This is a genomic window from Gracilibacillus sp. Marseille-QA3620, from assembly GCF_054950035.1.
In genome coordinates this window covers 412,934-438,879 of record NZ_CM143102.1, presented here as the reverse complement: position 1 = coordinate 438,879, position 25,946 = coordinate 412,934, and the positions used below count along the sequence as shown (strand labels likewise).

Genomic DNA, 25,946 nt, shown 5'->3' with positions numbered 1-25,946 from the left:
TCACTAAAGATAGTTGTTTTCATTACTTTCCATAAATAATTTTTGCAATCCCATAATGACTGATATCTTCAATCATATTTGCAATCTCAGAAGATGATTCCTTAAAATCATTCTGAATCCATTCATTTAGTATCCCTATTGTCCCTGCAGTAATAAACGTGGATAGATACCCCACCTGTGCTTGGGGCACATTTTTCCCATAACGATTCCACTTTTCTACACATTTCTGATGAGCAATATCCAAGACATCATTTAAAAAATCTTTCCCGTTCTTCAAGCTGAAGAGAACTCTACTCAGTTCCTTATTCCTCAAAATCACCTCGAGAATTTCACTCGTAAATCCAGAAATTGTATAGTCATCTTTTGAAATAGAGATGGCCTCCTTTAGTTCACAAACATACTGACTTTTTAGCTTCTCCATCAAATCATATACATCATCGTAATATCGATAAAATGTAGCCCGATTGATTTCACATTGTAAACATAGCTCGGTTACTGTTATCTTATTCATTGGTTTTTGTTCAAGCAATTCGATAAATTTATCTCTAATTACTTTTTTAGTATATTTTATCCGCCGATCTTCCATTTTTACCTCCCATTCATAAACAAGTTATGAAATAGTGTTTAATAACTTACATTTTGTCGTTAATTGTTGATTGATGTGATGGTTGCTTCATTATACAATGATAACATCTTTTATACAACACAGTGTTTAACAACTAATGGAGGTTTTCATGAAGAACATTTCAATTATCACGGATGGAAGTTGCGATATCCCTGTTGAGGTTATCGATAAATATGATATTAAACTAATCCCTCTTCATTTTCATTTTGAGGATAACATAGAGTATGGCTCAGAACGTATGATGGATAGCGAGGAGTTTTATAGAAGATTAGCGAATGGAGAGATTGCTAAAACAAGCGCCAGTTCTCCTTCATCTGCCATGGATTTACTGAAAGCTGAGCTGGATAAAGGAAATGATGTCATTTGTGTGGCCCTTTCCAGTTCATTAAGCTGTACTTTTAATAATATAAGATTGGCATGCCTTGAATTGCTAGATTCCTATCCGGATCAACGGATTACCGTGATAGATTCCTTAACCGCTTCTATGGCTATGGGAATGATGGTGATCAAGGCTTGTATGATGAGAGATGAGAAGTATTCCTACGACCAGATTGTTGATTATCTGAATGAAACTAAGCATTCCTACCACGTTGAATTTTATGTGAATGATTTGCATTATCTAGCAAGAGGCGGCAGACTTAACCCGGCTATCGCCAAAATAGGCGGTATCATCGGTATTAAGCCAATCCTGTCTGTTACAGACAATGGAACCATTGAATCTGTCTGCAAAGCCAGAAAAACCTCTGGTGCTATCAAGCAATTAAAAGATAGATTTCTGACCTCCTCAACAGAAAAGGAAATGATTTGTATTTTGCATTCCAATAATCTTGATAGAGCCTTAACCTTAAAAGCAGACCTCGAATTGGACCAGCATTTCTCACAAGTATTCTTCACGGAGATTGGCCCATCCATTGGCAGTCATACTGGCCCAGGATGCTTAGGACTTGCTTATCTAAAAAATTGATAGAAGGATATTTTCCCTCCTATTAAGAATTAATACATTGGATAGTAAAAAGATAGATTTTTATTAAGGGGGACTTACTTGCATGCAAATGGATATAGCCAGCCAACCAGCGCGAAAAAAGCGAAGGTGGCCAAAGATTATCGGTTTTTCTGTTCTTGGACTTGTGATTATCCTTTCAGTCATTTTTGTCGCTGCAAATATGTATGCAAAGCGCTCATTGCCGCAAATTTCCGGAGAAATAAAGCTTGAAGGATTAAAAGATAAAGTAACGGTTGTACGTGATGAAGAAGGTGTTCCGCATATAAAAGCGAAAAATGACCATGATTTATACATGGCACAAGGTTATATAACGGCACAGGACCGTCTCTTCCAAATGGATTTAAGCAGACGGCAGGCCTCAGGGCAATTAAGCGAAGTAATCGGTGAAAGCTCAGTAGAACAGGATAAATTTTTTCGTACATTTGGCTTAAGGCGTGCTGCCGAAGCTTCTTATAAAGGGTATTCAGATGAAATGAAGGGGTACCTACAGAGCTACGCAGATGGCGTGAATACATTCATGAAAGAAGCCATTTCTGACAATAAGCTGCCAGTTGAGTTCACCTTATTAGGATATGAGCCTTCTGAATGGACAGTCATTGATACGTTAACAATCGTAAAGTACATGGCTTACGATTTAGGCGGACATTGGGAAGGCCAAGTCTTTCGCAGCTATCTATTAAGCGATTTTACCGAAGAAGAGGCAATGGATTTATTCCCTGCGTATCCAAAGGAAGCACCGACTGTCATTGAAGAAGGGGCTATTGATTGGGAACAAAGCTTTGCCAGCGCCCATATTCCCGATGAATTCAACGGCAGCAATAACTGGGTCATCAGTGGAGAGAAAAGTGAAAGCGGATCAGCCCTTTTGGCAGATGACCCGCATCTAGGATTAATGACGCCATCAATCTGGTATCAATCAACTTTACAGTCAAATGAACAAAACATAAGCGGTGTCACATTTGCGGGAATTCCAGGCATTATCATCGGACATAATGAAAATATTGCATGGGGAATTACAAATGTAGGGCCAGATGTGCAGGATGTGTATATAGAAAAAATAAATCCTGATAATCCGGAACAATATTTATATAATGATGAATGGATAGACGCAGAGATTATTACTGAGACCATAAAAGTAAAAGGCCAAAAAGCCATTGACCTTGAAGTAATGGTCACTCGCCATGGTCCTGTTATTTCAGAATTTGCGCATGATAACGCAAGCGATACCGCCCTTTCTTTGAAATGGACCGCCTTAGAGGCGACACAGGATTTAGAAGCCATTCCTTTGATGAATAAGGCAAGTAACTGGGAAGAATTCGATGCAGCAATCGAACACTTCAAAGCACCTTCATCAAACTTTGTATTTGCGGCAAAAGACGGAACAATCGCCTACAAAGCATCAGGGAATATCCCGATTCGAAAAAAGGGCGAAAGCTTAGTGCCCGTTCCAGGCTGGAATGATGAGTATGAGTGGGAAGGTTATATTCCACATAATGAATTGCCGACACTCATCAACCCTGAAGAAGGTTTTATTGCAACCGCAAATAATAAGATTGTAGACGATTCCTATCCATACCATATCTCGAATGTATGGGCGCAGCCCTACCGCCAGCAACGAATTCTCGAGGTTTTGAACTCGAAAGAAACATTTACGGTTGAGGATATGAAGGCTTTGCAAATGGATATTAAAAACCTGCAAGCCGAAGAATTTGTTCCAATTTTCCTTGAACAATTATTAAATCAGAAATTAAGTGAAAAAGAAAAAGAGGCCGTAAACCTCCTAAAGAAGTGGGATTTTGAAGATGATCAAGCAGAAACAGCTCCATTGCTCTTCCAGACCATACTGCTAGAGATCTCGGATGTTTTGTTTGGGGAGAAAATTCCAGATGAAATGATGGACCTCTTTGAAGGCAAAAATCAAGTCATTGACGAGCTCATTCGACGTGCCAATGAAGGTGAGGAAGGACCTTGGATTGACAATAACGGCGGTTTGTCCAAGGTCATCCATCAGGCACTGAAACAAACAATCGACACATTATCCGAACGTTATGGAGACGATATGAGCAAATGGCAATGGGGAGATGAGCATAAGCTGCAATTTTCGCACCCTTTATCAAGAGTGAGCCCTCTGCAGCATATTTTCAATAGTAGGGATGCCATCCCGGTTGGCGGAAGTGCCGTGACCGTTCAAGCGGCTAGACGAAATGATGAAACCGGTATAGTGAATCACGGCGCTTCTTGGCGGTATGTCATTGACACAAGTGATTTTAGCAAAGCCTATCATATAGTTGGTCCAGGACAATCCGGACATTTCAAAAGCGAATGGTATAATAACCAATTTGAAGATTGGGTGACAGGAGACTATCATGTAACTACTCTCAATGAACCAGTCAGTGAAGATCAGACATTAAGCTTGTCACCTAATTAAGGGATGCGGAGGAGCTGCAATCATCGATTGCAACTCCTTTCTTCCTCAAAATTAAGTAAACAATTCTTTTGCTAATCACCAGCGCCAAATGGATAGATACAGCGATATGCACAATTTATATCATATTGGCCAAATTATCCTACTGCGCAAGCTGCAATCCCCTTGGGATAGCGCTTGGTAGATAGCTTATTATATGACATAAAAAATATAAGGCAGCAGCCCCATACCATACTAGGGACTGCTGCCTTATTTCATTTACCTCTTCCCTTTATCATAAATCTCACCTAATGCTTTCGGAGCACGGTTGGATTTAGAGAAAAAGATTAATAACAATAACGTTACTACATAAGGTAGGATCATGAATAGATCAGTGTAGCTGCTTGGCAATGCCATGGACTGAGCAATAAAAGCACCACCGGATTTCGCAAATCCAAATAAAAGGCAAGCAGCTAGCGTCGGGACAATCTTCCAGTTTCCGAAAATCAATGCGGCAATAGCTAAGAATCCATACCCCATATAAATGCTAGAGGAAAAGTTAGCTGAAATGGAATAGGCAAAACACATGCCGCCAAGACCTGATAATAGACCGGATATCAAAACGGCTGTAAACCTGATTTTCGTTACATCTACACCTGCAGCATCCACCGAATGAGGATTTTCCCCGCACGCTCGTAAGCGTATGCCGAATTTTGTTTTGTATAAAAGATACCAAGCAAAAATGGCAATCACGATGATCATCACTTCAAACGGATACACATTCGTAAAAATCGCACCTATTACTGGTATATCGGCTAAACCACTAATGGTAAACCGCTCCATGACACCTAACTGGAACTTATCCGAAGCCGTTCCAAAGACAAGCGAATTGATTTGTGTCGTCAAGAACGTAGTCAGCGCCAACGCCAAAATATTAATGACGACACCGCTGATTACTTGATTGGCCTTAAACTTAATACAAAGGACAGCATGAATAATAGCAAAAACCATCCCGCCGACCATGGCAAATAGTAATGCCACATAAAATAAATCTTGAATATCTGTACCAAACGCATTTGCGATCAAAATAGCTGATAGCGCTCCGATGAATGCCCCAAACCCTTGAAAGCCTTCAAGTGCTAAATTGGTAATACCGCTCTTTTCACTGTATATACCGCCTATCGCCATCATAAAAAGAGGCAAAGCAAAGGATAAGCCATCAATAATTACTGTATCCATTATGATTTACGCTCCTTTCGTTCCTCTACTTTTTCACTCATACAGCTGATTTTATATTTCAGGTATACACCACATGCACTAAACAATAGAATCAGTCCGACGATCACAGAAGAAATTTCTTGTCTAATTCCTGCCTGTGAACTCATATACGTGCTACCCTGATCAATGATTGATATTAGGGATGAAGAAAAAATAACACCAATTGGATGAGAATTTCCTAATAGAGCTACAGCAATGGAATCAAAGCCGATGTCTGATAATACTTTTGGCTGTATGGAAGCGTAATAACCTAAATAATACGTAACACCTGCAAGTCCAGCCAAACTACCTGAAATAACCATGGCTAAGACTGTATTTCTTCCCACATTGATTCCCGAATATTTGGCAGCATTACGGTTGGAACCTACCGCTTTCATATCAAAACCAACCACTGTTTTGTCCATGACATACTTGATTAAAATAGCGGTAATGATAGCCAAACCAAAGCCTAATGGGATATCCATTTTCAGGTCCCCTACTTCGACATTCACTAATGTTAATCTTGCAGCTTCAGAAATATATTGAGATTGCCTTGAGACCGGATCAATATAATACATTTGGATAAAAAAGCTAATGACATATTGAGCAATATAATTCAACATAATCGTCGATACGACTTCATTGATGTTGAATTTATATTTTAACCAGCCTACTAATCCACCCATTAGTCCACCGACGACGATACCAATCAGTAATACAAGCGGCTTTGCAATCATCGCATCCAAACCACTGTAGCCAACAATAATCGTCGCAAAAAAACCAGAGACGAGCATTTGGCCGGCAACCCCAATGTTAAATAGACCCGCTCTAAATGCTACTGCAACTGCCAAGCTCGCAAATAAAAGCGGCGTCATCGCATTCAACAAACTCATGAAATCAGTCAGCATGCTTTTATAGCCAGCATAAGATGGCTTCGGCATGATTCCTGCCCCTTGGAATAGGTTACAGAACGCCTGCAAAGGATTTTTGCCGATTAAAAGGATAACAATAGCCGCAGCAATAAAACTCATAATTATGGCGACTAATGGAATGGAGATTGATTGCCATTTCTCCTTACTCATTAGCCGAATAAGACGATTACGCAAGTTTTTATTCTTATTATCTTTACTCATGCTTTGCCCCCATCATATATTCACCGACTTCATTGGTCGTTAATGACTCCCTGCTAGCAATCTTTTGAAGCTGGCCATTATAGATAACTCCTATCGTATCCGCTACATTCATGATTTCATCCAGCTCCAACGAAATAAGGAGAATCGCTTTTCCACGGTCACGTTCCTTAATGATCATCTTATGGATATTTTCGATTGCACCAATATCTACACCCCTTGTTGGCTGAACAAAAATCATGAGGGGCGATTGCAATTCAATTTCTCTGGCGATGATGGCTTTTTGCTGATTACCGCCGCTCATCGAACGAACTTGCGTTTTAACGCCTTGTCCGCTTCTAATATCATATTTATCGATCAGCCTGCTGCCAGATTGCTCAAATTCTTCTTTATTGAGGATTCCCTTACGAGAGTAGGGCTCCTTATAATACTGCTTTAAGGCTAAATTAGTAGCTAAATCAAAATCTAAAAACAGTCCAAAGCTATGCCTGTCCTCAGGTATATAAGAGATTCCAGCTTCTGTTCTGTTTCTGATCGTTTCATTCGTAATATCCTTGCCGCCAAGGAAAATGTTTCCGCCGCTGACCTTTGTTAACCCAGCAATCGCATCCGCTATTTCAACCTGTCCATTATCTGCAACTCCAGCAATAGCGAATATTTCACCGCCGCGAATCGTAAACGAAACATCTTTAACCACTTCGAACCCATCTTCATTTTTTACCGTTAGATGCTCTACCTTCAATACTTCCTCTTTAAACTCAGCAGGCGCCTTCTCAGCTTCAAAGCTTACCTCTCTGCCAACCATTAATTGAGCCATATGATTAACAGAAGTCGTCTTTACATCTAATACATCCACTAATTTCCCTTTATTCAATACAGCACATCGGTCTGCCACTTTCTTGATTTCTTCCAGCTTATGCGTAATCAAGATGATGGTTTTTCCGCCGTCTCGCAGACCTTTGATAATACCCAGCAAGAATTCAATTTCTTGTGGCGTTAAGACGGCAGTCGGTTCATCAAAAATAAGGATATCTGCTTCACGATAAAGCACCTTTAGAATTTCCACTCGCTGCTGCATGGAAACGTTCAAATCGGCTATTTTTTTCGTAGGATCCACTTCTAACCCAAAGCTTTTGGACAGCTCCTCAATTTTACGATTAGCATTTCGAATATCAACGTAAGGAAAGAGACCTGCAAATTTTCTTATCGGCTCAACTCCTAGAATAATATTCTCTGTAATCGTATAATCAGAGACTAACTTAAAATGCTGATGGACCATCCCTATATTAAGCTTCGCCGCATGGTTAGGCGAACTGATATCCACTTTGTCACCCCGGATGTAAATTTCCCCTTCATCCGGTTCATACATACCGCCCAGCATACTCATCAATGTTGATTTACCCGCACCATTCTCTCCAAGTAAGGCGAAAATTTCTCCTTTTTTTATACTAATGGACACATCATCATTCGCTACTATTCCAGGAAAGCGTTTGGTTATATGTTTCATCTCTACAATATAATCAGACATCTTTCTTCTCCTTTATCACAATAATTAAAAGGGAAAAAATTAGAAGTTTATCATCTTCCTGACCCGCTAAAATTCAGGAAGTGATAAACTTCTAATGGTTCATTCCATAATGTGTTTCTATTGAATGTTACAACCCTGGGAACTTTTCTGGCGTATGGCCATTAAAGTTAGACGCAGGTACGATTGTGCCATCTTTCACTAACTCGTACGCTTCATTCATTTTATTAAGTGTATCCTCTGATAATTGGTGACGGCCTTCATCTTTAATAAATCCAGTAGAATCTGTATCTGCATGAAGAACTACATTTCCACTTTTAAAGCTTCCGTCAACAATGGCATTCAATTGCTTTTCAACGTTCATGCCCATAAATTTAGCAGCAGATGTTAATACGATGTTTTCAGAACCATTTACACCGTCATCATATTGGTCAACATCACAGCCAATTACTTTTACGTCTCCTTTTGCTTCCTTAACGGCCGTGAATACACCATTGCCTGTGCCGCCAGCTGCAACAAAGATTTGGTCTACACCTTTTTTGATCAATGCATTTCCGATCACTTTTCCAGTTGCTTCATCACCAAAAGATCCTGCATAGTTACCGCCGACATCAGTGCCTGTGACATCAGTCCCTGCATAACCGGATAATTCAACAACCTCAACATTTTTATCAAAAGTGTTATTAACAAACTCTACGCCTGATTCAAAGCCAAATTGATAATTTACATTGGATGGATACGCAATCCCATTGACAACCGCTACTTTATTGGATTTCGTTTCAAGTGCAGCAGCCATTCCTGCGAAAAATCCACCTTCTTGTTCAGCGAAACTCATGGAATAGATATTATCGAATGTCTTTTGATCCCCTACAGGTGTAGGCTCAGAATCAATTAAAATAAATGTTTTATCAGGATTTTCTAAAGCAACACTAGAGACCCCTGCAAATTGGAACCCTGGTGTTACAATAACATCATAGTCTGCCACGATATCAGCGACTGCTTGTACACCTGCAGCAGGATCGCCAGTTTCTTCTTTAATAGCCTTTACAGTCGCTGTTGGATGATTGTTGATAAAGTTCAAAATGCCATTATAGTTATTTTCATTGAAGTTACCATCATCAACACCAGTAAGGCTTGTTACAATCGCAATTTTCAATCCGTCTTCATTTGTACCGGACTGTCCTCCATTTTCACTATTTCCGCACGCTGCCATGGCAGCTGTCAATAAAGCCATGCATAACACCATTACTATTTTTTTCATACTCTGTTTCATCGAAATGATCCTCCTATGTTACTCCTATGAAAGTGTTATCTTTGTAATCTTTACGCCAATAATGTTATATTAAAATAATTTCATTTTTACTCACCAATAGTAACATCAGAAATTTCACCCGTCAATAAGAAATCCGTATGTTTCTTTGTTAATATAAATTAATATTCGTTAATAAGCTGAAAATCAACTAGAAAAATAGCTATATATGTATAAACTTAATAAAAAGACGAAATATCTAATAATCATTCCACTGACATCAGTGTAAACTCCCTTAATCAAATTGAACGATCATTTTACTTTACTATTTTTATTGCATGGAGACATTTAGAGAACCCCATACAATCAGAGCCGCCCACTCTGTAAACCTCTTTACGGATATATTTGATTACGAAAGATGAGTTAATTGAATTCAGAATGTTCATTGACTGAAGTTGAGGATGTAAAAGTAAAGAAACATAAATAAGGCAGCGCCCAGAATGAGGGCTGCTGCCTTATTTCAAAATCAATTTTGCTACACTTTCCACATGTGTGGAGTGTATGTGGCAACACATAGGATGTTGGTGGGTTTATCAACTTCTTTAGCTAGTTTTCATAAGGATTGTTGCTTTTATTTAATATTTATTCGAGGTATGGAAACAAGCACCTTCAGAAAGAAAGTGGGTGTACTTACTCTTCAACTAAAGCCTCTGATAATTTAAGTAAATTACTTCGCAAATGATATCTATCGTATTGTTAAGCATAAGAGAAAAACTGAATAAGCTCATGAAAAAGCATCATTAATATAAAGCCACTAGGTTAACAGTTACGATACTATTTCTTATCTAACTTTATGTACTATGCCACCGGTATCCTTACAATAAAGGTGGTACCTTTTGATTCTTGACTATTGACCGTTACATGACCACCATGTAGTTTAACAATGTTATCAACAATAGATAAACCTAAACCTGCCCCCTCAACTGCTCTTGTTCGGGCTATATCCGCTCGGTAAAAGCGGTCGAAAATTCTTTTTAATTCACTTTGTTTCATCCCTATTCCAGTATCTTCGAATTTCACAGTAACTGCTCCATCCTCCTCTATAGCGGATATATCTATACTTCCGTTTTGCTTATTGTATTTTATGGCATTTGATAATAAGTTGTCCCACACATTATTCAGCAAGGAAGGATCAGCGTAAATCTCTATATCTGGAATAGAGTAGCTAAGCATAATTTCTTTATCACTTATTAACCATTGGTAGTGAGAGACTAGCTCTTTTAGTTGTTTTCCTAAGTTGTAATGTTTCTTCTTCATTATATCTTCGTCTCTATCCAACGATGCAAGTAACAGTAATTGTTTGGTTAAGACAGACAGCCGTTCAATTTCTCCATTTATAATAGAGATATACTTGGTTCTTTCTTCATCTGTTAATGCTTTGTTTTCAAGCAAATTCGCATATCCTTTAATATTGGACAATGGTGATTGGATATCATGGGATACATTTGAAATAAATTCTTTTCTTACGTCTTCCATTTGCTCTAGCTTTTTCGCCATACTTACAAAACTAGCTGTCAATTCCCCCAACTCATCTTTTCGCTTCATGGTGAGATTCACTTGAAATTGGCCAACCGCTAATGATTTGGTTGCTTGAGTCAACTTTGTAATAGGCTTTATCAAATACTTGGTACTAAATAAAACAAAAATAACACTTAAGACAATGGAAAGTAATAAAATCCAAGCAAACAAGTAGTGCATTTCATTAAAAAGCAATTTTATGTCTGGCCTTATAAATAAAGCATAGTCTTTTTCTTTATATTTAAGCGGGACACCGATAGTATTTTTTAACTCATTTGCAAAAAATCCTGTTACAAAAGTTTTATTTGGAAAGTACAGCATACCATGATATATATTTCCGTTTAGCACAGATTCCTTTTCCATAGCAGATAGGCTTTTTTCTCTGAAAGGAGCCCCATAATAGATCTCAGTTCCCCTACTATCAACTATGTAGATTTGATATCCAAGTTCCGAAATGTTTTCTAAGTAATCGTTAAGTCCTATATTTGGATTATCATCTATAAATGAAGCAATTGATTGTGCGATTTTAGTGTTTTTTTGATCATTAACAGGCTTTAATTTTTGATGGTAATAGACATTAGACAGCATAAAGGCAACGACACTACTAATAAGCATAATGCCAATAGTGATTACAACAAATTTTACATAAAGTGATTTCATCCACGCTTTGCCTCCAGTGAATATCCTATTCCACGGACTGTTTTAATCTGAAAATCATCTGTTAAACTAGAAAATCTTTCTCTCAATCTTTTAATGTGGACGTCAACTGTTCGTTCATCCCCTTCGTATTCAGCACCCCAGACTTCTTCTATTAACTGCTCTCTGGATAGCACTAGCATAGGATTAGACATTAAAAAATATAAGAGTTCAAATTCCTTCAACGGTAATATAATGGTTCGTTTTCCTACTTGAACAGTATAACTTTTCTTATTAATAATTGTGCTTCCAATTTGAATAATACTGTCGTCTTGATGCTTATCGTATCTTCTCAACAACGCCTTTATACGAAAAGTTAATTCCTTGGGTTCAAAGGGTTTGACCAAATAATCATCTGTCCCTGCTTGAAAGCCTTGCTCCTTATCTTCCATTTGATTTTTCGCAGTTAAAATGATGACAGGAATATCATATTTCTTCCTAATTTCTTTCGTAAGTTCATAGCCATCCAAATAAGGCATCATTACATCCACTACCGCTAGTTGACACCGTTTATTTTGAAGAATTTCTAATGCTTCCATACCATCTTTGGCTAAATACACATTATAGCCTTCTTGGGATAAGTGAATTTCGACAAGTTTTAAAACATTAATATCATCATCAACAATTAATATATTAGTCATACTTTGTCTCCTTGAGTCCATAGTTTTTTATAGACAAGTAGACCTAAAGCTAAACACTTAGGCCTACAAAAACAGTATTCGATTATTTATCTTTAGCCGTGTAAAATTTGTCCGTCACGCATTTCAATAACCTGGCCTGCAAACGGAAGAACATCTTCATCGTGTGTAACTAGTAAGGTAGCGACGTTCAACTTTTTTGTAACCTCCTGAATGATCCTCATAATATCTTTGGATTTTTTGGAGTCTAAGCTAGCAGTTGGTTCATCCGCAAAGAGGACTCTTGGCTTATGGATAATTGCTCGTGCGACAGCAATACGTTGCTTTTCTCCACCCGACAGGGAAGGTGGATAGGCGTTTCTTCTGTGGTCCATTTCCACTAATCTTAATAGTGCGGTTGCTTCCTCCCTTTTTTGATCTTTTGTAAGTTTTGACTCTGATACATCCAACATAAGCATTAGTTGCTCTTCTACTGTTAAAAAGGGGATAAGATGAGAAAATTGAAAGACAAACCCAAATTGACTTGCTCTTATTTTTCTAATCTGTTCCGAGCTTATATTAGCAATATCTTTTCCTTCAAATAGGATTTGTCCACTCGATGCATGTTGCAGTCCTGCAGCTATCGTCAAAAGCGTGCTTTTACCAGAACCAGAGGCACCTTTTAGCGCTGTTATTTCTCCTTCTTTAAGGGTAAGATTAACCCCTTTTAAAATCTCTTCTTGTACTTCCCCATTTATAAAGCTCTTCTTTATATTGTTCAGTGCAAATACGGGCATATCAATCTTCTCCTCTTTGTATAGCTTGTAATGGTTCCACTTTTTTGATTTGGATACCAGAGAGCGTTGTTCCAATGAATCCTATGATGATAAACATGACTGACAAGAATACAGTGTTTTCTGCAGATAAATAATAAGGCATTCCCGGGTTGTAAACATTCAATAGATTACTAGCAACAATAGCTATGCCCATTGCAATAATCGTTATAACGCCCATTTGTGTCCACATCATTCTAAATAAAAGACTTGTTTTGGTTCCCATGGCTTTCAGTATTCCATACAATCCTATCTTCTGAACATTCATCATGTAGAAGAAGATAGCGAAGAGCATACCGCTAATTTCTACTAGAAACCAAATAATCATATTTAATGTTTGTTGCTCTGTTGAATAACTAGAAATCGTATTAAGAAATTCTGTATTTGAGAATGACTGTAAATCATCAGCAGCTATTTCTTGTGACGCCCCCTTATCAGGCACGTAGATCAATTGTGATTCATCCAACCTATACATCTCTTTGTAGTCATCTGTATTGATGAAAGCAACTGAGGCATGATTAAATTTACTGCCATCTACAAATCCTTTTACAACAAATTCCCCACTATATTGATTATTTGTTAATTTGTCTCCGACTTTGACACCTTTTTCTTTCATCGATTCGTCTAAGACAACTTCTCCTTTATCAACACGCGGAAAAAGTGAGAAAGTATTTGATTCAGTAGTAGTAACGAAAGCCACACTTTGCAGCTTGTCCTCCATGTCGTTTAGAGTTCCCATCTGAATAGATAAGGCTACGGCATCTTTTTGTTTGTCTAACATGTCTTCTTGAGTAGTTTGATCGATGTTAGAAAAGTTGTATTTTTGTTCTGCATCTTCCGCCATATAAAATGTGCCATCTGGTAAATTCTTTATTAGCGATGCGTTATCTTGGGATAATCCGTTTGCCATCCCCGATATGATAAACGTTAAAAAGCTAATCAAGAAAACAATTAAACCTAAAATGAAAAACCTGACTTTATTTTTCTTCATTTCTTTCAAAGCAATATTCATTGTACATCCCCCTATCTCCTATTGCTTTAGTTTAAATCCATTATGTGAACAGAAGATGAACAGAATATTACAATTATGACCCCAAATAAACAAAGACCTACTTGCCCATTGTGGCTAGGTCGTTGTCCATTAATCTTTAGCTTTAAGTAACATGTTGAAAATCCACTAATTTCTATATATTGATGTGACCTTCCTTATTCAACTAACCTGCCTTTACCTCCATATAAAAAGGCATTAATCCTTCTTGGATCAATGCCCTTGTTCGTATCAGAAAAACTTCCTGAGCAACCGGCATTATTGTGATGATCTGCGTCAAAACCGCACAGAAACCGTCTCTGTAACATCCACAAAAAACGTGCAGTGAAAAGCGATATAATGTCCATTCACGAAGATACTCATGAAGCAATCATTCCAAAAGAGAACTTCCATGCAATTCAGGATATGTTATCAAGGCGCACACGAACAGCCACAGCCCCTAAAAAGCATCTGTTCACTAACCTCGTTTTCTATGAGGAGTGTGGTACAAAGCACAAATCAGCGAGGATATCGATGCGAAGACAATATAAAGCACGGCGACTATTTCTGTAAAAAAAGACTGCCGATTCGTGAAGGCAATCTCAAAGAAATCATTGAAGAGGACTTGCGAGTATTGTTCAAATCATTTCAGGATGAATCCTTTGCGGCAAAATTATCAACAAAGTTGGAAACAAAAAAAGCAGTGCCCCCTTTAGTGAACTGAACCCCGAATAGTGGACACTTTAAAAAAAGTGGACCCTATTCGGGGTTTTCCTATTCTCTTTCAGGAAAACTCCCGTTATACTAACATTACGATTTTTAGAACGGAGTATTTTTCATGAGTAAGATTATCTTTAATGAACACCAACAAAGACTACTAGAAGCTAATCCAAACGTTAAAGCCGTGACAGACCGCGCGATTCAGTATACCCCTGACTTCAAACTGCAGGCGGTTAAACAAAACCAATCTGGGAAAGGCCCAGCGGAAATATTCCGAGAAGCAGGTTTCGATTTAGAGGTGATTGGCATTAAAAAAGCCCAAAGCGCCCTGGCTCGTTGGCGCAGAACCTTCCAAACATACGGAGAAAATGGCTTTTTAGAGGAACGCCGAGGAAAAGCGAGTAAGGGACGCCCCAAGAAAGAGAATGCCTCTGCCGAGAAGAAATTGGCCCAAGCAGAAGCCCGCATTCGCCTCTTAGAGGCGGAATTGACCTTACTAAAAAAGCTAGACGAGTTGGAAAGGCAGGTGTAATCGTCAACCCAAAAGTTGACCATGTCGCTCATGCAAAAGTTGACCACCCTCTTGTTACTTCGAATAAGTCTCTTTGAGACGATAGCTTTCTCCATTCATGGGGATGATGTGTGCCTTATGGGTTACTCGATCCAACAAGGCGGCGGTCATCTGTTCATCGTGAAAGACCTCTACCCATCGACTAAATTCCCGATTACTCGTGATAACCATACTGCCTCTTTCATAACGTGCCGAGAAAAATTGAAAGAGTAATTCTGCTGCTTTCTGGTGGTAGGGGATATAGCCCAGTTCATCGACAATTGTGACATCTGCGGCCAACCATTGCTTTTCTAACTGAAGCAGTCTTTTTTCGTCCTGAGCTTCCATCAGTTCATTGGATAGGCGGGCGGCCGTATAGTATCGTACAGTATAGCCCTGTTCAATCGCTTCTTCTCCTAGCGCGATGGATAAATGTGTTTTCCCTGTTCCCGAGTTCCCGATGAATATGACATTCCTTTTCTGTTGAATATATTCCCCTTGAAAGATGTCCAACATGCGCCTTTTAGGTACGTGAGGGGCCTCTTCAAATTGAAAAGCGAGAAGGTCTTTATGTACCGGAAACTGCGCTTTTTTTCTGGCTGTCGCTTTCTTTTTGATTTCTCGCTCAGCTACTTCAATCGCTAATAAATGAAAAAGAAAGTCTTCATAGGTGATTTGTTGCTCATTTGCTTCACGCAAATAAGCGTCCACTTGCTCACGTATGGCTGGTAATCGTAATCTTTTTAGATATTCATCCATTTGATATCGATGTGTGCTCAGTGTAGATACCTTCCTTTCTGTAATAATTGATCATATGGATCGAAAGTAGGCGCCTTGACTGCGACAGATTGGTCCATTTTATAGTTTATGGGGGATGGCTTCATGATTTCTGGCTTCGTCATTAGATACAGATAATGCTTGACGCTATCAGCTGTATATAGCTGCTCTTTTACACTACTTTCAACCGCCTGTTTGACCGTTTCGATCGAGAACTCCCGATGGAGTTTTAGTAGTTTAATGAATTCTTTTCCATGCCCATATTTAGAAAGAGTACGACGATAAAATTCTTGATAACTGGCAGGAAGGTTCGCTCTGCGGACAGGGCGTGCATGCGGAATGGCCCTTGGTTTTCTCTCTAGTTCATCCAAATAATGATCCACTTCAAATACTTCATGAAATCTTTCATAGGAACGTTCATGCTTCGCTACACATTGCCCGCCTAGCCAGATCTCAATATGATTGACATAGGCATATAGGTGAGCGTCTTTTTGTCCTGCATATCTTGTTGGGACGGAGTAGGCATTGGTTTCAAAGTTTACCAGGGACAGGCTATTAACACTGGCTTTCACCTTCCTGGCACAAGGATGTTTACTGATGATCGGCAATAGTTGCACACGCTCTTCCTGAAATCGTTCACCCACCTTTTCGTTTGTTTTGGGTACGAAGGTTTCTTCATAGGCATTACATTGTTCCATTAAATAGTGATTCAGCTCCAGAATTTCACTAACCTGAGGAACCGGCACAAGGAATTGAGCTCTGGCTGTTTGTACCAGCTTCTCCACTTGTCCCTTTTCATTTCCTTTGGCGGGTGCACAAAATTGGGCATCAAAGAGATAGTGGGAGCGAAACTGGACAAAAGCTTCCTGTTCTTCTCGCTTCGTTCCTTCTAACACCTTCTTTACAGCTGTTTTCATATTGTCATAGACTATCGTTTTCGGAACACCACCAAAGTAATCAAAGGCGTCTGCGTGGCCTTGGAATAATGCCTCTTGACGTTGATGCTGAAACACTTTTACAAATATTTTGCGGCTATACAAAAGTCTCATACAAAAAAGCATGACTTTCCTTTCAATCCCATTCAAACACACAATGACTTCTCCCCAATCAAATTGGGCATGTTCGCCAGGATCGAATTCCAACGGTATAGAGGAATTTGGGGTTTCTTTGAGCTGCTTGTATTGGCGTACAAAACGGCGTACGGTGGATTCTCCGCCTTTAAAGCCGTATTCTTTTACCAAGCGTCTGTGGATTTGAGCAGCACTATGACGCTGTTTTACTGGGGCTGTTTCATCCTCCGTTAGCCATCGGATAATGGTAGATTTAACGGAGTCGATGACCGGATTGGCAACCGGCTTTGATCGTTGATAGGTTGGAATTTCATTCTGTTGTATGGCTTTTCGTATCGTTTGCCTGGAGAGATTGAGATCTTTTGATAATTGCCGAATAGATCGACCTTCTTTAAAGTGCAATTTTCTGATAAGCTCTATATTAGCCATCTTTAACATCCTTTTTTCCTCCCAAATCATAAAGTTCTCGACAAACTCAATGATAAGGGATTGGGTGTGGTCAACTTTTTGATTAGCGAATTGTACTAAAGTGGTCAACTTTTATTTTAGCGTTTACAGCAGGCGAAGAAGAATCGTCGTTAAAAGCCCGAGAGAAATACCAAGTCATTAATGAGACGATTCGGCTTTATCAATTGAAGAACATGGTCCGTTATTTATGTGAAGTGGCCCAAGTGAGTCCAAGCGGCTATTATAAATGGCTTCAGAATGCGGAAAAACAAGCTATCCGGGAGGAGTCTGATTATCAGGATTATGTCTTTCTAAAAGAGATTTATGATGAGGCCCAAGGGAAAATCGGTTATCGCGGCTTATATATGGAAGTCACCGAGAAAGCCGGTCAGCCAATGAACCACAAGAAAATCCTTCGATTGATGCGCAAGTTTCACTTTTTTGCCAAGGTACGGAGAGCGAACCCATACCGTACGATGGCCAAGGCAACAGAGGTTCACCGTCAGGTACCCAACCATTTGAACCGCCAGTTTGACCAACAGGAACCAGGGAAAGTCTTCTTGACCGACATCACCTACCTGCAAATCCGCGGTGGGAAGACGGCTTATTTGTCTTGCGTGAAAGATGTGGCGACACGAGAGATCGTCGCCTATGAACTCTCGACAAGCCTACGGATGGAGATAGTCTACCGAACATTAACCAAGTTAGAAAGTTGTTATGGGAATCAATTACATCCAGAAGCAATGATTCATTCGGATCAAGGGTTTCATTACACGCATCCTGAATATCAATCTCGCGTGAAAGAGATGGGGCTCTTACAGTCCATGTCACGAAGGGGAAACTGCCTGGACAACGCCCCAATGGAATCCTTCTTTGGACATATGAAGGACGAAGTTCCTTATAAGGAGGCAAACAGTTTGGCAGAACTAAAATATATGATTGATGATTATATGGATTACTATAACAATACGAGAAAGCAATGGACATTAAAAAAGATGACTCCGGCAGCTTACCGAAGTCATCTCATCGCCGCATAAACACGGCACATCCCTTTTTATTAAACTGTCTACTTTATAGGGTGCAGTTCATAGAGGGCTGACTGCCTTATTTCAATATAAGCTTCGCGACACACTCCACATGTGTGGACTGTATGTGGCAACATACGGGATGTTGGTGGGTTTATCAACTTCTTTAACTGTTATCGTAAGGATTGCTGCTTTTGCCTAATATTTATTCGAGATATGAAAATAGGTACCTTCAGAAAGAAAGTGCGTATACTTGCTCTTCAACAAACGCCCCCGTTTGTTGAAGTACATTTCTTCACAATCAGTTAGTTTCCTTTTGTATTATTTTGTTATCAATACATACTGCCTTTCTCTAAACGAAAATCGTTCACTTAATTCATTAAATAAACATTTTTCGTTTAACTTAAATTTTCCGATATCATTTTGAAAATGCTTTGTTGTTAAGTTAACGAAAATATTAAGTGAATCAATTTTTTCTTTTAATTCGTGTCCATCCAGACAAGTGTATAATTCAACGCTTTCACCTTCCAAGAGGTTTTCATCTATATATTTAAACAGCATTCTATAAGCATTTCTATGGTCAGAACAATTAAGATGATAAACATAAGGATTGCTGAATTGATTTCTTATTTCATCATAACCATCTAATTCTGCAACAAATATACCTAGAAAGTCTTCATCTGTTTCATAAACGACCATATAGTGTTCATTTATTTTAGTGTCGTTCCTATATTTATTTGTCTTAGTCTTTTTTGGCGTTTTAATACCTCTAATTTTTATTTCTGAAATATGAGAAATGGGTACTATTTGAGCTTTACTCCCATAATCGCCAGTAGGAATCTCCCTGCTTGAAGCAATATAGTGATGAACTGTCAAAAACTTACCCCCTATGAATATAATTAAAGCTTTTAATCATTTTCCTACTTCCGCTAAACTGCCCGTTTGTGAAATAACAGAAAAGAGCTGATCGCAGCGATTCGGCAGGGAAGCTCCTTAATTAAAACAGATAATTTAAATTTCATATTGAAGATACAACCACTCTATTGCATCTTTTAAATTTTCTGCAACATATTCAATATCAATATCTGCAATCTTTTCATAGTGTTCGTTTAGCGTTGAATAACCTGCTCCAGTTTTCACAAGTATTTTAATGCAGTTTGCAGCTGATGCAGCCTGCATATCACTCCATCTATCACCTATCACAATACAGTTTTCTAATCTTACATTATGCTTTTCTGCACCATTACGTAACATTCCGATATTGGGTTTTCTACAATGACAACCTTCACTGTAGCTATGCGGACAAATAAAGATATCATCGAAACCAAATCCATTTAGTTCTACTATGAAGTCACTAATAGTGGCCTTGCCTGTTGAGATACCGGGTTGATTAGTAAATGAAAACACTTTTATTCCATCACTCTTTAGTTTGCTTATCAGCTCTTTCGAGAATGAAAATAACTTAAAATCCCCAGGATAATGTACAGTGTTGTCTCCACCGATGGTGCCATCTCTATCTATAAATACTGCTTCTATCTTACGTCTGTTATTCAAAATAGCCTCCTACACGCCACGAATATGTACAACTATATATTTTCGACTATATTAATGTAATTTCCTTCTTCCGCTAGTCGAGTAGAAGAGAGCCTTTTTACCTTACGGTAAATTGTGCTTCTCCCCCCTCTCAGAACCGTGCTTGCGCTATTAACGCACACGGCTCCTCCTAGTTATCATTTACAGAATATAGCTAATTTCTTTCCTTAATTCATAAATATTGACCCTAATTCTTGGTTTGGGAAGTGGGAACATTTGAAGGAATAGCCTGAATTTATCCCATGTAAAGGACTTTCTTTGGCTCCTTCTATTCAGCCATTTAAATAGTAAAATTTCGATTTTCTCTTTAAAGTCATTAACCGTTCGAGAATTATCTGTGATGCAGTAATAGTTGTAGTATCCTACTAGAGAACGTCTAAATCTCTCCATGATTAAATGGATATTTTTATTTCTATTAGACTTCAACCATTCCTTAGATTCTTTCAGCTTGCCTTGGACTTTCTTTCTGCTCGATTTCCGTTTTACACGAAATTTTCCTTGTTTACTTTTTCCACAATAATGCGTAAATCCAAGGAAATCGAAGGTTGCAGGCTTACCATTCCCTGTTCGTTTCGCGTTATTTTCTGCAAATCTCCCGAAGGGAATAACCTTGGTCTTATCCTCAGCTATTTCCAAGTTAAATTTCTTCAATCTCAGTTTTAATGACTCGTAGAATTGTATAGCTTCCCTTTTGTGTTGAAAACAACAAACAAAATCATCCGCATATCTTACCATGTATGCCTGTCCTTCACATTGTTTCCTAACCACTTTCTCAAACCATAAGTCGAGTACATAATGAAGGTACACATTAGCCAAGATAGGAGATATTACTCCACCTTGCGGTGTACCCTTATCTGTTTTGTATCTCCTGCCTTCCTCCATGTAACCACCTTTGAGGAACCTACTGATTATTCTCAGGAGGCTAGGATCCGTTATTCTATGTTTCAAGAACTCCATCATCCATTTGTGGTCAACATTATCGAAGAAGCCTTTGATATCTACATCTACTACATAGCTTACTAATCTTTTTTCTACATAAAAGTTTAGTATCTTTAACGCATCATGACAGTTTCTGTTTGGTCGAAACCCAAAAGAGCAGTCTAGAAAGTCATTCTCATAGATAGCATTTAGCACTTTTGCAATGCCTTTCTGGACAATTTTATCCTCATGTTCCGGTATTCCTAATGGCCTTTTCTTATTAGAGTTAAGCTTTGGAATATACATTCTTCTAACCGGAACTGGACGATAACTTTTGCTTTTAAGTCTGTTTGTTAAGTCCATTATGTTTTCTTCAAGACTTTCAGCATATTGCTCTTTCGTTGTACCGTTCACACCAGTTGCCTTATTGTTTGGCAGCTCATGATGACATTGAATGAGTGATTGCACATTTAATAAATGTGCAAGAGATGTAAATTTCATCTTAGGGTCAGATTTGGCTAATTCTGCTATCCTTAGTAGTTTTGTTTCCATTTATTATCCCTACCTCTGTGTGTAGTAAATGTGTCCCCAATAAGGGAAATAACTGGTAGCTAGCCTTTCCTCCATCGGCATTACCCAACTTCATTGGTACTACGCTGCTATCCGACTCCCTACCCGGCATTTGGTTTCCTTACTTGTTATCGCTTGTACACCATACTCTTCTAATAAACAGAAGAGACCGGTAGGGTCTCCCGAGTTGCCGTATCATATCTATGTATGACGTGCCAAGGTCTCTGACTCCAGAGAGGTTTTATCTTTCTCGCCTATAACAAAAGATAAAATATTGCTTTCTACACGCAGTTAAGGCATCAGCCCTCTCGGTTTACAAACGTTTATGGAGCTCAATCCCTTCAACCATTTGGCTTTCGGCCCGCCACCTAACTGTCTACGCTTAAAGACCAAAGTTACCTTTGCCCCTCCAAGACTCGCTACGAGCGAATGGCTAGTTCTTACTCGGCGGGAATCCCACCCGCTATATGATACGACCTAGGCTCGGCCGCACAACGTAGCAATAGGTAAGCGTTTGAAGTTATCTCCGGCTTTTCCCCTGCTCCACACGGAACGTGCCAGTTTCCAAGCATTCCGCGTTCCATCTGGCGATGGTTTTGATTATAAGTTTCAAGTTACTCTTATTGATTTGGATTATATGATAGGTTCTAACTCGCACTTTTCCCGATATTTATTGATTTTCTCTAATATCGGTGGCGTGATATCCAAACTTTTTATGAGTATATTCATCTTAGTTGTATCTGTCATATGGATTAGTTTGTGTACCTCTTTGTAGAGAATGCGTAAGTTATTGAACTTGTCATTTCCGCCGAGATGTACTGGCACGTAGTGATGACAGTGTACATCCCGTGCTTGTAGAAATTGTCCTGTAATTTCACATTTTCCTTGTTTCATACTATATCGACTGATTCGATTGTCCATATATTCGACACTTCGTGTCGGGATATTTGACTCCATTAGCAAGGCAATTTCTTGCTTGATATTCTTATGCAAATTCTTATGAATTAGCGCTCGGCCTTCAACTGTGAATAGTGTCAGACTTTGTGTGAAACAAATAGTGTTCTTTGTCTGAACATTCGCAAGAGGGAAGAGATGAATACCAGCAATTTCAAATGTCTTGAACCTCAAACTGTATAACTTCTTATAGGTTGGCGGCGGATTCGCTGGATGGGCGTATTTCCCGACTGGTTTAAGACGATTGTACATAGATGCACCTATATCATAAGCAAGACGTGAGAAGGCTAAGTTGACATGTGTAGCTCGATTAAAGTAATTATGCAGCCCTAAGACAAAGCTATTAAATCGCAAAGCATTTTGAGTCGTTGGTGAGGCTCGAAGTGCCTCAATTCGTTTCCTCGCTTCATCTTTTATTTTCTGTATCTTTTCGGCTTTCACAAAAGTATGGGCCACACGTTTTTCACCTTTGCGAATGGCACGTATCGTAAATCCAAGAAAGGCTGATTCATGTTTCCGCAGATTAATTACTTTTGATTTTTCCGGTGAAATGTCAAGTTTTAAACGCTCTTTCAGAAAAAGCTTAACGGCATGATACCATTTTTCGGCTGTCTTCCAGTCCCGACATAAGATTTTAAAGTCGTCGGCATAGCGAACTATATAACCTTCTTTTAACTTTGTGTGAATCTTTGCATAGCGTTCACCTTCGCGTGTCGTATATGGCTTATCAAGAGGGAAGAGTTCCCACTGATTCGCTATCCATTGATCTAATTCATTCAAAACCACATTAGATAATAACGGGGATAGTAGTCCACCTTGCGGTGAACCCTTTTCCGGAATGCCTTCACCATCAACTTCAGCTTTTAACATTTTTGAAATGCAAGCTAAAACTTTTCTATCATAAATACCTAAATTCCACAGCTGTTTAATGAGCAATGTATGATTGATATTGTCAAAGAAGCCTTTGATATCAACATCAACAACATAGTGAAGTTTAGAATGGTTAACAAGGAATTGAACTCTTGCCATCGCATGATGTGTAGACCGTAAAGGTCTAAAACCGTAACTATGATTATAAAAGTGCGCTTCCGTAATTGGCTCCAATACTTGCTTGAAACACTGTTGAATGATTCTATCGAGGATACATGGAATGCCTAGAGGTCGCATTTTACCATTATCTTTTTCAATTAATTTTCGTCTGACTTTCTTCGGGCGATAATTCTTGAGCTGTTTTTGTATCTTTTCTACTAAATCATTTTCTGTTAGTCTCTCTATGTCGATGATGGTTTTTCCATCTGTACCGGGGGTCTTAGACCCCTTATTTGACTTGATAGTCCGATAAGCTAATAAAATGTTATTCCTCGACGTGATGACGTCATATAAGTGATGGAATGTTTCTTTATTTTTAGCTCGGTGGTACAAGTCAGTAAAAGTGTCGGTCATATCATAGTAATCCCAGTATCGTAGAGCTTGCACTGTGGCATCATTCCTTTGTGAGGTGATGTTCCCACGTTCTTACCCGACCGGTGCAATGCACAATTGAAAAATAATCGTTGCCAATCACTAGACTTGGGGCTGTTCCTCTACCTCCGTTACAGAAGCTTCATCAGTCGTACCCCTACCCTCATAAGGACAAGTGCATTTCGTTCAATTACTTATAGCAACCGTTTTGGGTGACAGCCCTCGAATCAACGTTCCTTACTTTCCAAGTCCCTTATAACTTAGCTATCTATCTAAACGTAGGTGCTTCCTGTAAGCCTGTGAGCTGGATACCGCCATTGTTCGATATAACGTGTTTCAGAGGGGCAATTTTTACTCCACATCACTCACACCACCGTAAGGGTGGTACAATAGTTTCCTATTGTTCGAAACTCTAGACCTGTACATTCGGAAGTTCGTCCGTTCTTTGTGTAAGAAAATTCTCACCTTATTTAGTTTTTCAGCCATCCGGCATATCCATTGGCATACCTTTATCCTGAAAGGAATGGCTTTAGCCTTTGTTCTGCCGACTTCACCTGAGCTTCATACCCCATAATCTGTCCATTATGACGCATGCAGGAGTATCAATGGGATAGTTTCAAAATACATGGTTTTATCATTCCTATCCTCGGTTATAAAGTTAGAATTTCTGTGGAAATTCCTCGTCTTTCGCACCGGAGTGCTTATAACAAAACTTGTCGCGCTGCCCCGTTTCTACAATAAGGAATTCAACAAAAAGAGCGTTAATCCTCCTTGATCAACGCCCCCGTTAGTTTAAGTACAATACTTCACTAACTTACTTCATTCATTACAGGAATGCTGCCCCTCTAGTAAAAAAGCGACTGCTCTTATTTCGCAATCGCATCCGTTAGACAAAAATAGGGATAACTTTTCTCTCTTCATATCTATATCTGAATGGATCTAATTAATCCCTTTAGCAAGCCTCACATATTGAGCATTATTTTCATCTTTAATAACTACCCCAAGTTTGGCCAGATCCATTTGCAAATATTTAGCTTCTTTCTTCTTACCCTCTCTCAAGGTAATCTCCCTAGCATATAATAAAGCATTTATTTTTTCTGGAAAGTCAGGATGCCCTAATACCCATCTTTGGTATTGACCTTCATATGGGTCTTTTTCACACCAAGGATATTGAAAAAGATTAAAAGCCTCCTGTGCAGTCTCTTTTTTAGCATCCAAAACCTCTCTATATAACTGATTACTGCTTTCACCAAGAATAACTAACTGATTATAATCTATATAAATCGCTGAAATGTCCTTCTTATCTATGGTGTCTATCTTATCATCTATTTTTAATTGCAGATTTTCAAAGTTGATTTTAATTTCAAGGCTCTCGTTATATATTATCAAAGTCCATATTATCCCCACAATGATCCCTATAATGGAAGCCACTATGGAGAACCATAGGCTGTTCAATGATGCAATGAATTCAATAATCCCTCCCCAAGGAACCACAGGAAGTTTTAATAACAAATCTGAAATTACTGGTATAAACCAACCAAGCATTCCTCCTAGCACCATCGGAACCCAAAAGTATAGTTTCTTTTCGAACCTACTGAGCCCAAGAACTATTTCTTTATCTTTCACTTTTTCTCTCCTTTCATCCTATCTATCATATAAAAATAAGGGTTTTCAAACCCTCAGTACATTCTTATAAATTTAAATAATTTTGTTTTGTAAACATAGATTCTTAATATCTCAATTGCCGCCTTGATGATTGTCCTCTCCTGGCCTCTGCTATATTAATATCCCAGCTCTATAATATGTTTAGTTAATAATTTTTATGATTCATAATCCAATTAACGCCATTATACGTTGGATTTACTTTATTGCCACTCTAAAAGTTTGATTACTTTATTACTCCGTATTTAACTAATC

The 25,946-nt window shown here is 38.7% G+C and carries 19 protein-coding genes and 2 pseudogenes; 5 read left to right on the top strand and 16 right to left on the bottom strand.

The window, feature by feature from the left end; all coding sequences use genetic code 11:
• Positions 1-22: 22 nt before the first annotated feature.
• On the bottom strand, positions 23-586 hold the full coding sequence (locus ACY8DX_RS02245; RefSeq protein WP_049672297.1) for a TetR/AcrR family transcriptional regulator: 564 nt from the start codon (positions 584-586) through the stop codon (positions 23-25).
• 148 nt (positions 587-734) lie between these two features.
• On the opposite strand from ACY8DX_RS02245, the gene ACY8DX_RS02240 reads away from it, so the two are divergent.
• Together ACY8DX_RS02240 and ACY8DX_RS02235 are read left to right on the top strand one after the other, a co-directional pair.
• Entirely contained in the window at positions 735-1,589 is an 855-nt protein-coding gene (locus ACY8DX_RS02240; protein WP_049672298.1) for a DegV family protein, read from the top strand.
• A gap of 88 nt (positions 1,590-1,677) precedes the next feature.
• Positions 1,678-4,056 carry a penicillin acylase family protein gene (locus ACY8DX_RS02235; protein WP_462406881.1) on the top strand — a complete coding sequence of 793 codons (2,379 nt, stop codon included), beginning with the start codon at positions 1,678-1,680 and terminating at the stop codon, positions 4,054-4,056.
• A gap of 255 nt (positions 4,057-4,311) precedes the next feature.
• On the opposite strand, the gene ACY8DX_RS02230 is transcribed toward ACY8DX_RS02235, so the two are convergent.
• The 8 genes from ACY8DX_RS02230 to ACY8DX_RS02195 all read right to left on the bottom strand — a co-directional run bounded on the left by ACY8DX_RS02230 (position 4,312) and on the right by ACY8DX_RS02195 (position 13,929).
• Positions 4,312-5,271, bottom strand: coding sequence for an ABC transporter permease (locus tag ACY8DX_RS02230; protein WP_049672299.1), 960 nt, complete (start codon positions 5,269-5,271; stop codon positions 4,312-4,314).
• Positions 5,271-6,422 carry an ABC transporter permease gene (locus ACY8DX_RS02225; protein WP_049672300.1) on the bottom strand — a complete coding sequence of 384 codons (1,152 nt, stop codon included), beginning with the start codon at positions 6,420-6,422 and terminating at the stop codon, positions 5,271-5,273. The genes ACY8DX_RS02230 and ACY8DX_RS02225 overlap by 1 nt, the downstream gene beginning before the upstream one ends.
• Positions 6,415-7,947 (bottom strand): ABC transporter ATP-binding protein, encoded by a 1,533-nt coding sequence (locus ACY8DX_RS02220; protein ID WP_439802696.1) that lies wholly within the window; start codon positions 7,945-7,947, stop codon positions 6,415-6,417. The genes ACY8DX_RS02225 and ACY8DX_RS02220 overlap by 8 nt, the downstream gene beginning before the upstream one ends.
• Positions 7,948-8,074: 127 nt before the next feature.
• The gene (locus ACY8DX_RS02215; RefSeq protein ID WP_439802695.1) at positions 8,075-9,217 is read right to left on the bottom strand and encodes a BMP family lipoprotein; all 1,143 of its coding nucleotides are present in this window, start codon (positions 9,215-9,217) and stop codon (positions 8,075-8,077) included.
• 834 nt (positions 9,218-10,051) lie between these two features.
• Positions 10,052-11,431 carry a HAMP domain-containing sensor histidine kinase gene (locus ACY8DX_RS02210; protein WP_462406137.1) on the bottom strand — a complete coding sequence of 460 codons (1,380 nt, stop codon included), beginning with the start codon at positions 11,429-11,431 and terminating at the stop codon, positions 10,052-10,054.
• Positions 11,428-12,108 carry a response regulator transcription factor gene (locus tag ACY8DX_RS02205; protein ID WP_462406136.1) on the bottom strand — a complete coding sequence of 227 codons (681 nt, stop codon included), beginning with the start codon at positions 12,106-12,108 and terminating at the stop codon, positions 11,428-11,430. The genes ACY8DX_RS02210 and ACY8DX_RS02205 overlap by 4 nt, the downstream gene beginning before the upstream one ends.
• Before the next feature lie 92 nt (positions 12,109-12,200).
• Positions 12,201-12,881, bottom strand: coding sequence for an ABC transporter ATP-binding protein (locus ACY8DX_RS02200; RefSeq protein WP_462406135.1), 681 nt, complete (start codon positions 12,879-12,881; stop codon positions 12,201-12,203).
• 1 nt (position 12,882) lies between these two features.
• Positions 12,883-13,929: an ABC transporter permease gene (locus tag ACY8DX_RS02195; RefSeq protein ID WP_462406134.1), complete on the bottom strand. Its 1,047-nt coding sequence runs from the start codon at positions 13,927-13,929 to the stop codon at positions 12,883-12,885.
• A gap of 517 nt (positions 13,930-14,446) precedes the next feature.
• Here ACY8DX_RS02195 and ACY8DX_RS02190 point away from each other — a divergent pair.
• Together ACY8DX_RS02190 and ACY8DX_RS02185 are read left to right on the top strand one after the other, a co-directional pair.
• Positions 14,447-14,668: a hypothetical protein gene (locus ACY8DX_RS02190; protein ID WP_462406133.1), complete on the top strand. Its 222-nt coding sequence runs from the start codon at positions 14,447-14,449 to the stop codon at positions 14,666-14,668.
• Between the two features lie 114 nt (positions 14,669-14,782).
• Positions 14,783-15,192, top strand: a pseudogene (locus ACY8DX_RS02185) (transposase); the annotation flags it as partial.
• A gap of 58 nt (positions 15,193-15,250) precedes the next feature.
• On the opposite strand, the gene istB reads toward ACY8DX_RS02185, so the two are convergent.
• Complete coding sequence (gene istB, locus ACY8DX_RS02180; protein ID WP_462405992.1) at positions 15,251-15,973, bottom strand: IS21-like element helper ATPase IstB; 723 nt, start codon at positions 15,971-15,973, stop codon at positions 15,251-15,253.
• Between the two features lie 17 nt (positions 15,974-15,990).
• Positions 15,991-17,598, bottom strand: a complete 1,608-nt coding sequence (gene istA / locus ACY8DX_RS02175; RefSeq protein ID WP_462406132.1) for an IS21 family transposase — start codon at positions 17,596-17,598, stop codon at positions 15,991-15,993.
• A gap of 41 nt (positions 17,599-17,639) precedes the next feature.
• Between istA and ACY8DX_RS02170 the strand changes: the two are divergent.
• Positions 17,640-18,545: pseudogene (locus ACY8DX_RS02170) on the top strand (IS3 family transposase); the annotation flags it as partial.
• Between the two features lie 309 nt (positions 18,546-18,854).
• Here the strand turns inward: ACY8DX_RS02170 and ACY8DX_RS02165 are convergent.
• The 5 genes from ACY8DX_RS02165 to ACY8DX_RS02145 all read right to left on the bottom strand — a co-directional run bounded on the left by ACY8DX_RS02165 (position 18,855) and on the right by ACY8DX_RS02145 (position 25,655).
• Positions 18,855-19,409, bottom strand: coding sequence for a hypothetical protein (locus tag ACY8DX_RS02165; RefSeq protein WP_462406131.1), 555 nt, complete (start codon positions 19,407-19,409; stop codon positions 18,855-18,857).
• A gap of 135 nt (positions 19,410-19,544) precedes the next feature.
• The gene (locus ACY8DX_RS02160; RefSeq protein WP_462406130.1) at positions 19,545-20,087 is read right to left on the bottom strand and encodes an HAD-IIIA family hydrolase; all 543 of its coding nucleotides are present in this window, start codon (positions 20,085-20,087) and stop codon (positions 19,545-19,547) included.
• Positions 20,088-20,267: 180 nt separating this feature from the next.
• Positions 20,268-21,596, bottom strand: a complete 1,329-nt coding sequence (ltrA, locus tag ACY8DX_RS02155) for a group II intron reverse transcriptase/maturase (RefSeq protein ID WP_462406007.1) — start codon at positions 21,594-21,596, stop codon at positions 20,268-20,270.
• A 651-nt stretch (positions 21,597-22,247) separates the two neighbouring features.
• On the bottom strand, positions 22,248-24,011 hold the full coding sequence (gene ltrA, locus ACY8DX_RS02150; RefSeq protein ID WP_225231404.1) for a group II intron reverse transcriptase/maturase: 1,764 nt from the start codon (positions 24,009-24,011) through the stop codon (positions 22,248-22,250).
• 957 nt (positions 24,012-24,968) lie between these two features.
• Positions 24,969-25,655, bottom strand: coding sequence for a YqeB family protein (locus ACY8DX_RS02145; protein ID WP_049672233.1), 687 nt, complete (start codon positions 25,653-25,655; stop codon positions 24,969-24,971).
• Positions 25,656-25,946 lie beyond the last annotated feature (291 nt).

What these genes read in the sequence shown, in the direction of transcription:
- ACY8DX_RS02200 (WP_462406135.1), bottom strand. Translation starts at nt 12,881, where the DNA reads ATGCCCGTATTTGCACTGAACAATATAAAGAAGAGCTTTATAAATGGG.
- ACY8DX_RS02210 (WP_462406137.1), bottom strand. Translation starts at nt 11,431, where the DNA reads ATGAAATCACTTTATGTAAAATTTGTTGTAATCACTATTGGCATTATG.
- ltrA (WP_225231404.1), bottom strand. Translation starts at nt 24,011, where the DNA reads ATGACCGACACTTTTACTGACTTGTACCACCGAGCTAAAAATAAAGAA.
- ACY8DX_RS02195 (WP_462406134.1), bottom strand. Translation starts at nt 13,929, where the DNA reads ATGAATATTGCTTTGAAAGAAATGAAGAAAAATAAAGTCAGGTTTTTC.
- ACY8DX_RS02245 (WP_049672297.1), bottom strand. Translation starts at nt 586, where the DNA reads ATGGAAGATCGGCGGATAAAATATACTAAAAAAGTAATTAGAGATAAA.
- ACY8DX_RS02205 (WP_462406136.1), bottom strand. Translation starts at nt 12,108, where the DNA reads ATGACTAATATATTAATTGTTGATGATGATATTAATGTTTTAAAACTT.
- ACY8DX_RS02225 (WP_049672300.1), bottom strand. Translation starts at nt 6,422, where the DNA reads ATGAGTAAAGATAATAAGAATAAAAACTTGCGTAATCGTCTTATTCGG.
- ltrA (WP_462406007.1), bottom strand. Translation starts at nt 21,596, where the DNA reads ATGGAAACAAAACTACTAAGGATAGCAGAATTAGCCAAATCTGACCCT.
- ACY8DX_RS02240 (WP_049672298.1), top strand. Translation starts at nt 735, where the DNA reads ATGAAGAACATTTCAATTATCACGGATGGAAGTTGCGATATCCCTGTT.
- istB (WP_462405992.1), bottom strand. Translation starts at nt 15,973, where the DNA reads ATGGATGAATATCTAAAAAGATTACGATTACCAGCCATACGTGAGCAA.
- ACY8DX_RS02235 (WP_462406881.1), top strand. Translation starts at nt 1,678, where the DNA reads ATGGATATAGCCAGCCAACCAGCGCGAAAAAAGCGAAGGTGGCCAAAG.
- ACY8DX_RS02230 (WP_049672299.1), bottom strand. Translation starts at nt 5,271, where the DNA reads ATGGATACAGTAATTATTGATGGCTTATCCTTTGCTTTGCCTCTTTTT.
- ACY8DX_RS02220 (WP_439802696.1), bottom strand. Translation starts at nt 7,947, where the DNA reads ATGTCTGATTATATTGTAGAGATGAAACATATAACCAAACGCTTTCCT.
- ACY8DX_RS02215 (WP_439802695.1), bottom strand. Translation starts at nt 9,217, where the DNA reads ATGAAACAGAGTATGAAAAAAATAGTAATGGTGTTATGCATGGCTTTA.